The 14,388-nt window shown below is 73.4% G+C and carries 14 protein-coding genes; 10 read left to right on the top strand and 4 right to left on the bottom strand.

Annotated features, from left to right (window positions below):
- Positions 1–50: 50 nt before the first annotated feature.
- Positions 51–1,235, bottom strand: coding sequence for a dephospho-CoA kinase (coaE, locus tag ACLJOU_RS40170; protein ID WP_410574513.1), 1,185 nt, complete (start codon positions 1,233–1,235; stop codon positions 51–53).
- 159 nt (positions 1,236–1,394) lie between these two features.
- On the opposite strand from coaE, the gene ACLJOU_RS40165 reads away from it, so the two are divergent.
- The 3 genes from ACLJOU_RS40165 to ACLJOU_RS40155 all read left to right on the top strand — a co-directional run bounded on the left by ACLJOU_RS40165 (position 1,395) and on the right by ACLJOU_RS40155 (position 2,968).
- Positions 1,395–1,634: a hypothetical protein gene (locus tag ACLJOU_RS40165; protein WP_410574512.1), complete on the top strand. Its 240-nt coding sequence runs from the start codon at positions 1,395–1,397 to the stop codon at positions 1,632–1,634.
- Positions 1,635–1,757: 123 nt separating this feature from the next.
- Positions 1,758–2,006 (top strand): hypothetical protein, encoded by a 249-nt coding sequence (locus ACLJOU_RS40160; RefSeq protein WP_410574511.1) that lies wholly within the window; start codon positions 1,758–1,760, stop codon positions 2,004–2,006.
- A 347-nt stretch (positions 2,007–2,353) separates the two neighbouring features.
- Positions 2,354–2,968 carry a TetR/AcrR family transcriptional regulator gene (locus tag ACLJOU_RS40155; protein WP_410574592.1) on the top strand — a complete coding sequence of 205 codons (615 nt, stop codon included), beginning with the start codon at positions 2,354–2,356 and terminating at the stop codon, positions 2,966–2,968.
- A gap of 111 nt (positions 2,969–3,079) precedes the next feature.
- Here ACLJOU_RS40155 and rpsA read toward each other — a convergent pair whose 3' ends face one another.
- Positions 3,080–4,579 carry a 30S ribosomal protein S1 gene (rpsA, locus tag ACLJOU_RS40150; protein ID WP_003098851.1) on the bottom strand — a complete coding sequence of 500 codons (1,500 nt, stop codon included), beginning with the start codon at positions 4,577–4,579 and terminating at the stop codon, positions 3,080–3,082.
- Between the two features lie 318 nt (positions 4,580–4,897).
- Between rpsA and ACLJOU_RS40145 the strand changes: the two genes are divergently transcribed.
- The 6 genes from ACLJOU_RS40145 (at position 4,898) to ACLJOU_RS40120 (ending at position 10,934) form a co-directional block, all read left to right on the top strand.
- Positions 4,898–5,749 (top strand): class I SAM-dependent methyltransferase, encoded by an 852-nt coding sequence (locus ACLJOU_RS40145; protein WP_410574510.1) that lies wholly within the window; start codon positions 4,898–4,900, stop codon positions 5,747–5,749.
- A complete protein-coding gene (locus ACLJOU_RS40140; RefSeq protein ID WP_410574509.1) occupies positions 5,746–6,660 on the top strand; it encodes a GNAT family N-acetyltransferase in 915 nt (304 codons plus the stop codon). Before ACLJOU_RS40145 ends, ACLJOU_RS40140 begins: the two co-directional genes overlap by 4 nt.
- Positions 6,661–6,683: 23 nt before the next feature.
- The gene (locus ACLJOU_RS40135) at positions 6,684–7,604 is read left to right on the top strand and encodes a GNAT family N-acetyltransferase (protein ID WP_410574508.1); all 921 of its coding nucleotides are present in this window, start codon (positions 6,684–6,686) and stop codon (positions 7,602–7,604) included.
- Positions 7,605–7,759: 155 nt separating this feature from the next.
- Positions 7,760–8,470: an ABC transporter ATP-binding protein gene (locus ACLJOU_RS40130; RefSeq protein WP_410574507.1), complete on the top strand. Its 711-nt coding sequence runs from the start codon at positions 7,760–7,762 to the stop codon at positions 8,468–8,470.
- A complete protein-coding gene (locus ACLJOU_RS40125) occupies positions 8,467–10,365 on the top strand; it encodes a YhgE/Pip family protein (protein WP_410574506.1) in 1,899 nt (632 codons plus the stop codon). Before ACLJOU_RS40130 ends, ACLJOU_RS40125 begins: the two co-directional genes overlap by 4 nt.
- A complete protein-coding gene (locus ACLJOU_RS40120) occupies positions 10,362–10,934 on the top strand; it encodes a TetR/AcrR family transcriptional regulator (protein ID WP_410574505.1) in 573 nt (190 codons plus the stop codon). Before ACLJOU_RS40125 ends, ACLJOU_RS40120 begins: the two co-directional genes overlap by 4 nt.
- Here ACLJOU_RS40120 and ACLJOU_RS40115 read toward each other — a convergent pair.
- Complete coding sequence (locus tag ACLJOU_RS40115; protein WP_410574504.1) at positions 10,931–11,644, bottom strand: AraC family transcriptional regulator; 714 nt, start codon at positions 11,642–11,644, stop codon at positions 10,931–10,933. The two genes, ACLJOU_RS40120 and ACLJOU_RS40115, sit on opposite strands and share 4 nt — an antisense overlap.
- Before the next feature lie 87 nt (positions 11,645–11,731).
- Between ACLJOU_RS40115 and ACLJOU_RS40110 the strand changes: the two genes are divergently transcribed.
- Positions 11,732–12,643, top strand: a complete 912-nt coding sequence (locus ACLJOU_RS40110) for an NADP-dependent oxidoreductase (protein ID WP_410574503.1) — start codon at positions 11,732–11,734, stop codon at positions 12,641–12,643.
- A 117-nt stretch (positions 12,644–12,760) separates the two neighbouring features.
- On the opposite strand, the gene ACLJOU_RS40105 is transcribed toward ACLJOU_RS40110, so the two are convergent.
- Positions 12,761–14,362 (bottom strand): trypsin-like peptidase domain-containing protein, encoded by a 1,602-nt coding sequence (locus tag ACLJOU_RS40105; protein ID WP_410574502.1) that lies wholly within the window; start codon positions 14,360–14,362, stop codon positions 12,761–12,763.
- Positions 14,363–14,388 lie beyond the last annotated feature (26 nt).

Here is a 14,388-nt window from a genome sequence, read left to right as displayed (position 1 = left end):
CTCACCGGCCGGCGGGCCGACATCCGGGCGCAGCCCAGGAACCCGCGAGCCTAGGGCGTCCAGCCGGTGGCCGCCGCCCACTTCTCCGCGCGGGCGAACACACCGTTGACCCACTCCTGCTTCTCGTCGGCGTACGCCTCGACCGTGGGGTCGGCGGCGTGCGCCTCGGCCAGCCGCAGCTTCACGTCGCGGTAGTCGTCGCGCTCGGCCGGGCTCGCGCGCAGGAAATCGCGGAACAGCAGGGCGAGGCGCCACGCGGGTGTCTCCACCGAGCGGACGTGCAGGTTCACCGGCCGCTTCGGGTCGGCGCCGACGTGCAGGCGCTTGGGCCACGTCCCCGTGCCGTCCTGGGCGTCGTCGCCCCACTCGCCCGCCAGCGGCGGGAACCCGGCGTCGGCCAGCAGTTCGCCCAGCCGGTCCGCGTCGTCCAAAGTGGACACCGTGAGCTGGAGGTCGAGGACGTCCTTGGCCGGCAGGCCCGGCACCGCCGTCGAGCCGATGTGGTCGGCGCGGAGCGCGAGCTCCCCCGCCACGGCGCGGACCCGGGCCAGCACCCGCTCGGCCTGCGCCGGCCACGTGAGGTCGTACTCGACGATCTTCGGCGCCATCGGCGGCCGCGGGCGGCGCAGCCGGACGTTGGCCTCGAACGGCACCAGCCGGTCCGCCCACAGCGCGTCGACCTCGGCGAGCACGGCGTCCTCGGCGCCCCCGTTGTCCAGCCAGACGTCGGCGACGGCACGGCGCTGCTCGGTGCTCGCCTGCGCGCGGATCCGCGCCCGCGCGTCCTCCTCGGCCATCCCGCGCGCCGACACGAGCCGCCGCACCCGCACCTCGACCGGCGCGTCGACGACCACGACCAGGTGGTAGGCCGTCGCCAGGCCGTTCTCGACCAGCAGGGGGATGTCGTGGACGATGACCGCGTCCGGCTTCGCGGCCGCCATCAGCTCCCCGGTGCGGGCGCCGACCAGGGGGTGCACGATCGCGTTGAGCCGGTGCCGCGACTCGTCGTCGCCGAACGCCTTCGCGGCGAGCACCGGCCGGTCGAGCGAGCCGTCCGCCGCGAGGATCTCCGGACCGAACTCCGCGACCAGCCGGGCGAGGCCCTCGGTCCCGGGCTCGACCACCTCGCGGGCGATCCGGTCCGAGTCCACCAGCACCGCGCCGTGTTCGGCGAGCCGGTTCGCCACGGTCGACTTCCCGGCCCCGATCCCACCCGTCAACCCCACACGCAACATGCCGATCACCCTAGTCAGGCGGCGGCCGCACCCTCGGCGGACACCTCCGGTCGGATCTGCGCCATTTGCGTGACACGTGGGAAATTCCCGTAACACCCGGCTGGTTCGGTCGACTTCCCCGGCAGGCGCGCCGCCTCGGCGCGGCATCGAGGGGGGATCGTGAGAGGAACGAAGATCCGCAGGTCGGCGGCCGTCCTGCTGGGCGCGGCCGCGGTGTCGGTGGCGGTGGCCGCGCCGGAAGCGACGGCGGCACCGGCGGCGAACGTGGCCGCGGCACCGGTGCGCTGCCTTTCCGGCGTCCACCGGGCGCAGGTCCGGTGCCTGCCGGCGGTGACGCGGCGGCGGTGCGTCGTGCAGCACGTGTGGATCCCGTTCACCACGCTCTGCCTGAACAACTGAGGATGCGCAAGCGGATCGTGACGCGTGACTCAACCGATATCCGGACACGCCGGGTTGCTTCCCCACCGGCCTCGCCGCCGATGCGTACCGTGCGCGCGACAGCGTCGCCCACGCGGAGGAACGATGGCGGACAGCAAGCACGCCGGGAGGCACCGGCTCGGCACGCCGGGGCTGGTGCACTGCGTTGTCCACCGCCCGGTGGCCGAGGCGCTGGCCGAGTACCAGCGGACGTGGCTGAGCACGCTGCTGGTCCCGGCCAAACACAGCTTCGCCGGCCTCCGCCGGAAGGCCCGCGCCGCGGCGCTGGAGCGCATCTGGGTGCCTTCGGTCAGCCCGGCACGCCCGGCCGCGGTCACCGTGCGCGCCGCCTGAGCCGTAGCCGCCGAGGCTTCGCCAGCCGGACACCGACAAGCGGGGAGCCGGCGGCCGGTTTCGCGGGCCTCGGTCGCGACCTCGACGACAGCGCGCGGTGTACGGGCACTTGCCGGTGACCGGCACCGGTCATCGTGGCGCTCGATCTCGCGGGTGATCCGGGTGCCGGTACCGGGGTGATCCCCGCCGGAAGTCCGCTCGGGTCGCGGGCGGCGGCCGATCCGGACATCCGGCGCATTCCCAAGACGCGGCGGATATCGTATCTTCTGCTGCGAGTGGGTCACCGGGACGCCGCCTGCGCCCGGCTGCCGCAAAGGGGGTACGCCGTGGCTACCAGGCACTTGCCGATGCGCCCGGCCGACCAGGGCGGCCGCGAGCGCTACCTCGACGCGGCGCTGTCGGTGCTCGTGGACCGCGGGGTCCCGGGCCTGACCGTGCGGGGCGTGGCCGAGGCGGCCGGCGCGTCGACGATCGCGGTCTACGCCCGCTTCGGCGGCCGTGCGGGCCTGCTCGACGCCCTGTACGAGCGCACTTTCGACTCGTTGCGCGAGTTGCTGGAGGGCTTGCCGCCGTCGAGCGAGGACGGCGTCGCGGACCTGCTGCACCTGGCGCTGGAGTACCGGCGCTTCGCCCGCGAAAGCCCGACCCGCTACGCGCTGATGTTCGAGCGCCCGGTGCCGGGGTTCGACCCGGACCCGGCGTTGCGGTCGGCGGTGCTGCGGACGACGTTCTCCCTGTTCATCGGCCGGGTCCAGCGGGTCTGCCCACCGGGCACGGACGCCCGTTCCGCGGCGTACCGCCTGTGGACGGCGATCCACGGCCTGGTGGGCGCGGAACTGCTGATGGCCTCGCGGCGGCCGCTGCCGGACTGGTTCATCCCGCCGACGGACGAGGCGAACGAGACGATGTTCCGGGACGGCGTCGCGGCCATGATGACCGGCCTCGGCCTGCGCAATCGCTGACCCCGCTCCCACTCTCGAGCATCACCGAAAACCCCGGCGCGCTGACCGGACAACGAAGAACCCCCGGTCCACAGGGACCGGGGGCTCTCGTTCAGCTCAGCGAGCTACAGCTCACGCACCACCGGAGAGCTTCTCGCGGAGCGCCGCGAGCTGCTCGTCGGAGGCGAGGGTGCCGCCGCTGCTCTTGGAGTCGGCCGGGGCCGAGCCCGAGGTGTAGCTTTCCGCGCCACCCTCGATGCCGGTCGCCGCGTCCGCCGCCGCTTCGGCGTCGGCCTCGACGGCCTTCTGGACCTGCTTCATGTGGGCCTCGTAACGAGTGTGCGCCTCGGCGTACTGGCGCTCCCACTCCTCACGCTGCTTGTCGAAGCCTTCCTGCCACTCCTGGGTGTCCGGGTCGAAGCCTTCGGGGTAGATGTAGTTGCCCTCGGCGTCGTACTCGGCGGCCATGCCGTACTGGGTCGGGTCGAACTCGGTGTCCGGCGTGACACCCTCGTTCGCCTGCTTCAGCGACAGCGAGATGCGACGGCGCTCGAGGTCGATGTCGATGACCTTGACCATCACGTCGCCGTTGACCTGGACGACCTGCTCCGGGATCTCGACGTGGCGCTCGGCCAGCTCCGAGATGTGCACCAGGCCCTCGATGCCCTCCTCGACGCGCACGAACGCACCGAACGGGACGAGCTTGGTGACCTTGCCCGGCACGATCTGGCCGATCGCGTGGGTGCGGGCGAACTGGCGCCACGGGTCTTCCTGGGTCGCCTTCAGCGACAGCGAGACGCGCTCGCGGTCCATGTCGACGTCCAGGACCTCGACCGTGACCTCCTGGCCGACCTCGACGACCTCGGACGGGTGGTCGATGTGCTTCCAGGACAGCTCGGAGACGTGCACCAGGCCGTCGACGCCACCCAGGTCCACGAAGGCACCGAAGTTGACGATGGACGACACGACGCCCTTGCGGACCTGGCCCTTGGCGAGCGCGTTGAGGAACTCGCTGCGCACCTCGGACTGGGTCTGCTCCAGGTAGGCGCGGCGGGACAGGACCACGTTGTTGCGGTTCTTGTCCAGCTCGATGATCTTCGCCTCGAGCTCGCGGCCGACGTACGGCTGCAGGTCGCGGACGCGGCGCATCTCGACCAGGGACGCGGGGAGGAAGCCGCGCAGGCCGATGTCCAGGATGAGGCCGCCCTTGACGACCTCGATGACGGTGCCCTTGACGGGCTCGTCCTTCTCCTTGAGCTCCTCGATCGTGCCCCAGGCGCGCTCGTACTGCGCGCGCTTCTTGGACAGGATCAGACGGCCTTCCTTGTCCTCCTTCTGGAGGACCAGGGCTTCGACCTCATCGCCGACGGTGACAACCTCAGCCGGGTCGACATCGTGCTTGATGGAGAGCTCACGCGAGGGGATGACACCCTCGGTCTTGTAGCCGATGTCGAGCAGGACCTCGTCGCGGTCGACCTTGACGATCGTGCCTTCGACGATGTCGCCATCGTTGAAGTACTTGATCGTCTTGTCGATCGCCGCGAGGAAGTCTTCCTCCGACCCGATGTCGTTGATGGCGACCTGCTGGGGCCCGGTGGGGGCGGTCGGGGCGGTGGCGGTGTCGGTGGTCATTAGGCGGGTTGCTCCGGTGGATGGGAATCGAGGGTTGGCAGTTGTCGGCGCGATGGGCGGCATACGACGACCCTGCAAGCAAACGTCCACCAGTGAACGACCGCGGCATGACCCCGCATACGGTGCGCGACCCGAGTCCCAACCAGAAGCTGAGCGGAAGGCAGCGCGAACCCACTGCGCTAACACTTATCCTACGCGGCAGCCGCTAGGCGGCACAATCAGGGTCCCCCTGGCTCGCTAAGGTCCTCGCGGAAGCAAACCGCACGCACGAGGACGCAGGTGGAGCAGGTAGCGGCCACCGGGACCGGAGACCCCATCATGCCACCGGAGCAGGCGCCCGCGCCGGGGCGCCACGGCGCCGCCGAGCACCGGCTGGGCACCACCGCCGTCGCCTACCGCGAGGTCGGCGGGGCCGAAGCCGCCGCGGCCAACCTCGCCTGGTGGGACGCCGACGCCGACGACTACCAGGCCGAGCACGGCGGGTTCCTCGGCGACGCCGACTTCGTCTGGTGCCCGGAAGGCGTCCGGGAGGCCGAGGCACGGCTGCTCGGCGACGTCCGGGGCCGGCGCGTGCTGGAGGTCGGCTGCGGGCAGGCCGCGTGCGCGCGCTGGCTGGCGGCCGGGGGCGCGCACGCCGTCGCGACCGACCTCTCGGCCGGCATGCTGCGCCACGCCCGCGCGGGCAACGCCCGCACGGGGCTCGACGTCCCGCTCGTGCAGGCCAACGCCGAGCAGCTGCCGCTGGCGTCGGGCAGCTTCGACGCGGCCTGCTCGGCGTTCGGCGCGATCCCGTTCGTGGCTTCGGTGGACGCCGTCTTCGCCGAGGTGCACCGGGTGCTGCGGCCGGGCGCACCGTGGGTGTTCTCGGTGACGCACCCGATGCGGTGGATCTTTCCCGACGACCCGGGCCCGCAGGGGCTCACCGTCACCCAGCCGTACTTCGACCGCACGCCGTACGTCGAGGTCGACGACGAGGGCACCGCCACCTACGTCGAGTACCACCACACGCTCGGCGACTACGTGCGCGCGCTGGCCGGGGCCGGGTTCACCCTCACCGACCTGGTCGAGCCGGAGTGGCCCGAGGGGCACACGCGGGTGTGGGGCCAGTGGAGCCCGCTGCGGGGCAAGCTCTTCCCCGGCACCGCGATCTTCCGCACGCACCGCTCGTGACCACGCTGGAAGCGGAGCAGAACGCGCGGTTCGCCGCGCTCGACCCGCTGCTCCCGCCGATCGCCGCCCCGCCGTCGCCGTCGAGCGAGCCGCTGGCCGTGACGGTGGGCGGGCGCCGGGCCGGCGGCCTGCTGACGCACGTCGTGCACGCCAAGGGGTCGTGGCCCTCGCTCTGGGGGCCGTCGGAGATCCGGGACCTGACCGCGGTGCCGGGCGACAGCGGCGCCGCGGGGCTGGCCGCCCTGCTGGGCGCGTGGCGCGACCGGCTGCGCGGGACGCCGGCCGGCCCGGACTCGGGCTGCTCGGTGACCTGGCCGAGCCGCGACGCCGAAGCCGCCGCCGTGCTGCTGGCCCACGGGTTCGCGCCGATGACCTGCCTGGCCGTGCGCGCGCCGGACCCGCCCGCCGGGCCGGGACCGGCGCGGGTGACCGTCCGCCGCGCCGGCGAGGGCGACGTCGAAGCGCTGACCGAACTGCGGCTGGCCGAGTGGCGTTACACCTCACTGGTCGGCACCGCCGTGCCGCGGCCGGGCGCCCGCGCGCTGCTGCGCGCGGAGGTCGTCCGCTCCCTGCGCTTCAGCGGGCTGGTCTGGCTGGCCGAAGACGACGGCGTGCCGGCGGGCATGGCGTCCTGCGCCCTGGCCGTGCCCACGCCGGGCGACACGATCCACGGCCGGCTGCTGCCGGGTCGCTGGGGGTACGTCGACACGCTGTCGGTCGCGCCCGCGGCCCGCGGCGGCGGGGTGGGGCGGGCGCTGATGGCGGTCGCGCACGGCGAACTGCTGCGGCACGACGTGCGCGGGACCTTCCTCTTCTACCACCCGGCCAACCCGCTTTCCCCGGTGTTCTGGCACCGGCAGGGCTATCGTCCACTGTGGACCATGTGGCTCCGGCGCCCCGCCTGGGCCTGACGGCACGACCCCGAGGGGGAACCGTGGACATCGCCGAACCGCTGCTCGCGGCGCACCGGGCGCGCTTCGCCGCCGTCGACGCGCTGCTGCCGTCGGCCGCGCCACCGGCCGGTGGCGAGCGGCTGGACGCGGCGACCGCGGACGGCACCCAGGTCACCGGGGTGGTGCAGCGGCAGCGGCTCGCACCCGGCGACGTCCCGATGCTGTGGTCGGCGGCCGACACCTGGCAGCTCTTCCCGTACTTCGGCGCGACCGGCACCGAGGGCGTGGACCTGCTGCTGCGGGCGCTCAAGGGCCGCCTCTCCGCGGAAGCGATCGGCGACGACTCGGCGTGCGTGGTCGTCTGGCCCAGCCGGGACGCCGAGGCGATCCGCGCCTTCCTCGACCACGGGCTCGTCCCGCTGTCGGCGGTCGGCGTGCGCACCGCTCCCCCGCCCGGGCCCGAGCCGGGGGTTTCGGTCCGCCGCGCCGGTCCCGGCGACTTCGACGCGGCCCTCGAGCTCGCGACGGCGACGTTCGACTACACCGGGCTCGTCGCCGCTCCGCGCCGGGCCAACACGGCCGAGCTGCTGGCGCCGTCCCTGCGGGACGCACTGGCCGCGGACGAGCCCGCCGTCTGGCTGGCCGAGAGCGGCGGCGGACTGCGCGCCTTCGCGCACTGCGCGTGGGTCGACGCGGTGCCGGGCAGCGAAGCGGGCGAGCTGCTGCCGGCCGGGCGCTGGGGGTACGTGAACAACGTCGTGACCGCTCCGGGCGAGCGCGGCAGCGGGTTCGGCCGGGCGCTGATGGCGCACGTGCACCGGGAACTGCACCTCGGCGGCGCGACGCGCACGTACCTGTACTACAACCCGACCAACCCGCTCTCTTCGGTGTTCTGGCACCGGCAGGGCTATCGTCCACTGTGGACGACGTGGGAAGTGCGCCCGGCGTCGGCGCTGCGGTGAGCCCCGGCGGGGCACTTTCCCGGGGAAGTGCCTTGGGCGTGTCCGTGAACCACCCACAAGTGTGACGTGCGTCCGGTGATCTTGCCGCCGGTCCGGGCCGGGACTAGCTTTTGAACTGACCGGTCAGTTCAAAAGTTCCCGAAGCAGGAGAAACCGTGCAGGTCCGAGCCGATCGGGTGTCCCTCGAAGGGCACCACGGCACCTTGTTACCGCCCACCTCGCTGACCTTCGGCGAGGGCGACCTGGCGATCGTGCACGGCGAACCCGGCGTCGGCGTCACGGCGTTCGGCCTCGCGCTGGCGGGACGGCTCAAGCCGACCACCGGCACGGTGCACGCCGAGGGCGTCGACACGCCGCTGACCGAGCTCGTCGCCGTCGTCGACGCCCCCGGCGTCAGCGAACCCGACGACGCGCTGCCCCTGCGCGTGGTCGTCGGCGAGGAACTGGCGCTGGCGCACCGCCCGGCGGGCAAGGAGGACGTCGCCCGCTGGCTCGGCGAGCACGACGCCGCGCCCTTCGCCGGCACGCGGTTCGAGAACCTCGCCCCGGCGGTGCGCACGCGGCTGCTGACCGAGCTGGCCGCCGAGCGCAAGGGCGTGCGCGTGCTCGTCCTCGACACGCCCGACCGGCACACCAGCGACGTCGGCAGCTGGGTCGCGACGGCCCGTGCGCAGGCCACGCGCGGTCTGGCCGTGGTCGTGCTGGCCGCGACGACGCCGGCGGCCGCGCTGCCGGTCACACCGGCGCTCCTGGGCTCGGCCGGGCAGCCCGAACCGGAGCACTGTGCTCCCCCCGAAGTTCCCCCCGAAGCTGCACCCGAACCGACCGAAGAGCTCCCCGAGAGCACTGACGGAGTCCCCGAATGAACGCCTTCCGGATCGCGCGCAACGAGCTGCGCCGCCTCTCCACCGGCACGCTGCCGAAGCTCGCGCTGGTCGCGCTCGTGCTGGTGCCGCTGCTCTACGCGTCCTTCTACCTCTACGCGAACTACGACCCGTACGGCCGCCTCGACAAGCTGCCCGCCGCGGTCTTCACCAGCGACGCCGGCGCTAAGGATTCCAGCGGTCACGAGCGCAACGTCGGCCGCGAGGTGACCGACGAGCTGGTCAAGTCCGGCACCTTCCAGTGGCACCAGGTGTCCGAGCAGGAGGCCCGCGACGGCGTCCGCGACGACAGGTACTCGTTCGCGATCGGCATCCCGAGCGGCTTCTCGGCCGCGCTGCTGTCGGTCGGCAACTTCCAGCCGCAGCAGGCGACGATCACGCTGACCACGAACGACGCCAACAACTACCTGTCCGGCACGATCGCCAAGCAGGTCGCCGAGCAGGTCCGCAAGACGATCGCGGAGAAGGTCGGCAGCGAAGCCGCGGACCGGTTCCTGGTCGGCTTCTCGACCATCTACGCCAAGATCCAGGAAGCCTCGAACGGCGCCTCGCAGCTGGCCGACGGCGCCACGCAGCTCAAGACCGGGCAGCAGAAGCTGGCCGACGGCGCCGCGAAGCTCGCGGACGGCTCGTCGACGCTGGCGACCGGTCTCGGCACGCTCAAGAGCGCCACCGCCGACCTGCCGTCCCAGACGCAGAAGCTGGCCAACGGCGCCTCACAGGTGGCCACCGGCGACCAGAAGGTCGCCGACGCGGCTTCGGTCGCCGCGACGGCGTCGTCCGACATCCAGGGCAAGCTCGACTCCTACCGCAGCCAGCTCCAGACGGACCTGCGCACCGCGGGCGTGCCGGAGACCCAGATCGAGGCGATCCTGGCGAAGGCCGACCAGCTGCATTCTCCCGTCGACCAGGCCAACAGCAAGATCCAGCAGGCCAACGGCGACCTCGCGAAGCTGGCCGACGGTGCCCGCCAGGTGTCCGACGGCGCGGCCAAGCTCGCCGCGGCGTCCCCGCAACTGGCGAGCGGCATCGCCCAGGCCTCGGACGGTGCGAACCAGCTGAAGGACGGCGCTTCGCAGCTCAGCGACGGCGAGAAGACCGCGGTCAACGGCACGAACCAGCTCGCGGACGGCGCGGTGAAGCTGCGCGACGGGCTCGCGGCCGGGCTCCAGCAGATCCCGAACCCGGACGACCCGACCCGGAACGCGACGGCCAACACGATCGCCGACCCGGTCGCGGTGAACGCCAACGGCGAGGCGTCGGCGGGGACCTACGGCGCCGGTCTCGCGCCGTTCTTCATCTCGCTGGCCACCTGGATCGGCGCGTTCGTGCTGTTTTTGATCCTGCGTCCGCTCTCGACGCGCGCGCTGACCGCGGGCGCGGCCCCCTTCCGCGTGGCGGTCGGCGGCTGGCTGTCCTCGGCGCTGCTGGGCATCGCGCAGGTGATCGTCCTGTTCGGCGCGGTCACGTGGCTGGTCGGCATCCACATCGCCCACCCGCTCGCAGCGATCGGGTTCGCGGCGCTCGTGTCGCTGACGTTCACGTCGGTGGTGCACGCGCTCAACGCCTTCTTCGGCGCGGTCGGCAAGTTCCTCGGCCTGGTGCTGCTGGTGCTGCAGCTGGTGAGCGCGGGCGGCACGTTCCCCTGGCAGACGATCCCGGACGCGCTGTACCCGCTGCACGTGGTGCTGCCGATGGGCTACGCGATCGACGGCTTCCGCCACCTCTTCTACAGCGGCGCCTCGACCGGGCGGCTGCTCGGCGACATCGGCGTGCTGCTGGCCTACCTGGCCGGCGGGATCCTGGTGTCCACTTTGGCCGCGCGCAAGCGTCGCGTTTGGACGGTGTCCGCGCTCAAGCCCGAGCTGAGCCTGTGAGCGGCGCGACGAAGCAGAAGCTCTTCGAGGCGACGCTGGAGCTCTCGAAGAGCCGGGGCCTGGTGGGCCTGACGGTCGACGACATCGCGGCCGCGGCCGGCGTCGCGAAGGGCACGGTGTACTACAACTTCGGCTCGAAGGACGGCCTGGTCGACGCGCTCCTGCGCTACGGCGTGGACATGCTGGCCGTCCGCCTGCGCGACGCCGTCTCCGACGCGGACCCGCTCGACGTGATCGAGGCGCAGGTGGACACGACGCTGGAGTTCATCGCCCGGTACCCGGGGTTTTCGCAGATCCTGGTGAGCGAGCTGTGGCGGACGCCGGGCCAGTGGCACGGCACGCTTTCGCTGCTGCGCGAGGAAATCATCTCCATCGTGAAGCAGCAGCTGTCCCGGCTCGACGCGGCGGGCCGGCTGCCGGACGGGGTGGAGATCCCGACGGCGGCGGCCGGGTTGTTCGGCACGATGCTGGTGGTGGCGCTGGACTGGCAGGTGTTCGGGCCGCAGCGCACCCGGGCGGAGGTGCGGGGCGCGGTCATGGTGCTGATCCGGGGCCTTGGCCGCCGCTAGCCGGCGGCTTCCGCGCGGTAGCGGCCCGGGGTCTGGCCGACGAGGGCGGTGAAGGCGTCGATGAAGCTGCCCAGGTTCGCCCAGCCGAGCCGGGTCGCCGTGTGGGTGACCGAGGTGCCGTCGCCGAGTTCGAGCACGGCCCGCTGGACGCGCAACAGCGTGCGCCACTGGGGGAAGCTCATCGCCAGTTCGCTGCCGAACAGCCGGCTGAGGGTCCGTTCGCTCGCGCCGGTCCGGTGCCCGAGTTCCGCCAGGGTCGCCGGGCTCGCCGGGTCGGCGTGCAGCAGGTCGGTGACGGCCTTGAGGCGCGGGTCGCCCGGTTCCGGCAGGCGCAGGGGTTCCTGCGGCGCGCGGGCGAGCTCGGAGAAGACGACCTCGAGCAGCAGCCGGGCGCGGGCCGGGTCGTGCTCGCCGGTCATCGCCAGGAAGGCCTCGCGCAGCAGGGCGCTGGCCACGAACACCGAGGGCTCCGCGGGCAGCGGCGCGGGCGTCGGGACCTCCAGCAGCCGGATGTCGGTCACGCCGTGCGCGCGGCTGCGGTGGACGTGCCCCGGCGGCACCCAGGTGATGCGGTTCGCCGGCGCCACCCAGGTGCCGGCCCGCGTCGTGGTGACGAGCGCGCCCGAAGCGGCGTACCGGAGCTGGCCGAAGTCGTGGGTGTGCGGGGCGACGTCCTCGCCGTGGGCGAGGGGTCCGCAGGCGCCGGTCATGACCGCCACCGTACGGTGGCGGGTTTTCGGAGTTTTCGGGCGGGCTACCGGTGGTACGCCCGGCCCGCGTCGATCATCGTCATGGGCATGCGAATCATCACCCAGCACAGCTACGGCGGCCCGGATGTCCTCACGGTCGAGGACGCACCCGAGCCGCGGCCGCGGCCGACCGAAGTCCTCGTCCGGGTCGAGGCGATCGGGCTCAACCCCCTCGAACCCCGCCTGCGCGCGGGCGAATTCCCGCTGCTCGGTCCGCCGCCGTTCGTCCTCGGCTGGGACATCAGCGGCGTGGTCGAGACGGCGCAGACGTGGCGCTTCCGGCCCGGCGACGAGGTGTTCGGCATGCCGCTGTTCCCGCGGGCGGCCAACGGGTACGCGGAGTTCGTGGCCGCACCGGCGTTGCACCTGGTGCGCAAACCGGCGTCGCTGTCCCACGTCGAGGCCGCGGCGTTGCCGGTCGTCGGCCTGACGGCGTGGCAGGGGCTCGTCGACCTCGGCGGGGTGCGGGCGGGCGACCGGGTGCTGGTCCACGGCGGTGGCGGCGGGGTCGGCCACGTGGCGATCCAGCTCGCGAAGTCGCTGGGCGCGCACGTGATCACGACGGCCGCCGATGCGTTCGGCCTCGGCGCCGACGAGGTCATCGACTACCGGGCGGTCGACTTCACGGAGGTGGTGAGCGACGTCGATCTGGTGCTCGACACGCTGGGCGGCGACACGGCCGCGCGCTCGCTGTCGGTGCTCCGCCCCGGCGGCCACCTCGTGACGGCGGTGGCCGAGGAGGACGAGGAGCTGATCGCGAAGTTCGAGGCGGCCGGGATGCGGTTCAGCGGCATCGCGGTCGAGCCCGATCCGGTGGCCCTGCGGGGGCTGGTGGCGCTGGTGGAACGCGGCGAGTTGCGGGTGCGCGTGCAGGAGACTTTCCCGTTCGAGCGGATCGCGGACGCGCATCGGGTGATCGAAGGCGGTCACCTGCGCGGGAAGGTGGTGCTGACGGTTTGATCCGTTCGCCGGGCCGCGGAGGGCGCGTCCCCGTTTCCTACGCTACCGGTCGGCACCGGCAATTCCGGCGCCCGACCGCCGGCGCCCGGGGCTCCGGCACCCGAGCCGTAAGCCCGATCAGCCGCGGTCCTCGATGCGGGCCCGCACCGCCGCCGCGTAGGTGTCGACCGCCGTGGCCGCTGCCGTCAGCTCGCAGGGGCCGTCGATCAGCAGCCGCTTCGCCGGGATGTACGCCTGCTCGATCTCCGGGTCGCCCACCAGCCCGTGCTCGCGGGCCAGCTCCACGTCGCCCGCCAGGCGGGCGCGGAGTTCCTCGCGGCGGGCGACCAGGCCGTCGAGGACCGCCCGCTGGCGGCGGCCGTCCTCCACCGCCGGGGCCACCGCGTGCTCGTGCCCGTCGATGTGGCGCTCGACCCACTCCGCGTCGCCGTCCACCTCGGCCGACCGCAGCTGCTTCAGCGCACCCTTCAGCCGCTGCGCCCGGGCGGGGAGCATCGCCACGCCCGTGAACCGCGTCGCCACGCGGAGCTGGTACGCCTCGATCTCCGCCAGCTCCGCCACCGCCTGGGTGAGCACCTCCAGGCGGCCGGCGAGGTCGTCCGGGGCCGGGCGGGCCTGGCCCGTGCTCGCCCGGACCGCCGCCACCCCCGGCGACGACTCCTCGCGGAACCCCAGCAGCAGGCGCAGACCGAGCTCGGCCGCGCGGCCGGCGAGCGGGGCCAGCACCTCGCCGACCAGCCGGTCGGGCTCGGCCGAGTCGTCGATCGCGTCGACGACCAGGGTGCGCCCGGCGACGCCGTTCGTGAGCCGGTCGGCGATGCGGTGGCGGACCGCGTCCGCCGTGCGGCCGGTCGCGTCGACCGCGAGGTCCACGCTGCCCGGCGGCGGCACCTCGCCGAGCGTCGGCGGCAGGCCGGGCACGCCGAGGGAACGTTCCCGGTCGGCGAGCACGATCCCGAACCGCAGCGCCGCGGCGACGGGTGAGCCGGCCTCGCCGGTGTCGACGACCCAGACCGTGCCCGGCTCGGCGTTGGCGAACCAGCCGGCGACCCGCTGCACGAAGGAGACGTCCACGGCCTCGCCGACCGGGCGCGAAAAGCTCGCGTCCACCGCCGGGCTGCCGGACGTCCAGATGCTGAGCTGGGGCAGGTGACCCAGCATCGTCTCGACGGGCACCATCCACGTGCCGGTGTCCTTGCCGACGACCATCCCGACGACGTGGCCGGTCGCCTCGTCCAGCACCGCCGTGCCGCCGAAGCCCGGGCCGAGCGGTTCGGCTTCCGCCGTGCGGAACAGGCGGACCCACTCGCCGCCGGTCTGCTCCGGGGCGCCGAGCCGCGCGTGCGTCCAGCGGCCGACCGAGCCGGGCGGGAACCCGAACGCGCGGACGAGCTGGTGCTCGCCGAGGGGCATGCGGTGCAGGGGCGCGCGGAACACGCGGGATTCGGGACGTTCCAGGCGCAGCAGCGCGAGATCGCCGTGGCCGCCGCCGTCCGAGGGCACCCAGCAGCCTTCGACGACGCTCGCGGCGCCGGGCATGGCCTCGGCCAGGCCGACGAAGTCGACGCTCAACGCGGCGCGCGGGCCGCCCGCGGTCTCGACGACGTGCGCGCTCGTGAGCACGTGGTACTCGTCCAGTACCGTGCCCGCACCGCACACCCGGCCGAGTTCGTCGTGCAACCGGACCCGCCAGCGTCGTCGCTCACGCTCGAACCCCATTCGGCGGACCCTACGCCGTGATCGCC

It is taken from the genome of Amycolatopsis sp. cmx-4-61, assembly GCF_046548775.1.
In the GTDB taxonomy this organism is placed as follows: domain Bacteria; phylum Actinomycetota; class Actinomycetes; order Mycobacteriales; family Pseudonocardiaceae; genus Amycolatopsis.
This window is presented reverse-complemented; position numbering and strand designations above follow the sequence as displayed.

Bases quoted from the DNA above. Each gene is read 5' to 3' on its own strand.
- ACLJOU_RS40155 (WP_410574592.1), top strand. From the start codon at position 2,354: ATGCGCCCGGCCGACCAGGGCGGCCGCGAGCGCTACCTCGACGCGGCG.
- ACLJOU_RS40160 (WP_410574511.1), top strand. From the start codon at position 1,758: ATGGCGGACAGCAAGCACGCCGGGAGGCACCGGCTCGGCACGCCGGGG.
- ACLJOU_RS40110 (WP_410574503.1), top strand. From the start codon at position 11,732: ATGCGAATCATCACCCAGCACAGCTACGGCGGCCCGGATGTCCTCACG.
- coaE (WP_410574513.1), bottom strand. From the start codon at position 1,235: ATGTTGCGTGTGGGGTTGACGGGTGGGATCGGGGCCGGGAAGTCGACC.
- rpsA (WP_003098851.1), bottom strand. From the start codon at position 4,579: ATGACCACCGACACCGCCACCGCCCCGACCGCCCCCACCGGGCCCCAG.
- ACLJOU_RS40145 (WP_410574510.1), top strand. From the start codon at position 4,898: ATGCCACCGGAGCAGGCGCCCGCGCCGGGGCGCCACGGCGCCGCCGAG.
- ACLJOU_RS40125 (WP_410574506.1), top strand. From the start codon at position 8,467: ATGAACGCCTTCCGGATCGCGCGCAACGAGCTGCGCCGCCTCTCCACC.
- ACLJOU_RS40105 (WP_410574502.1), bottom strand. From the start codon at position 14,362: ATGGGGTTCGAGCGTGAGCGACGACGCTGGCGGGTCCGGTTGCACGAC.
- ACLJOU_RS40115 (WP_410574504.1), bottom strand. From the start codon at position 11,644: ATGACCGGCGCCTGCGGACCCCTCGCCCACGGCGAGGACGTCGCCCCG.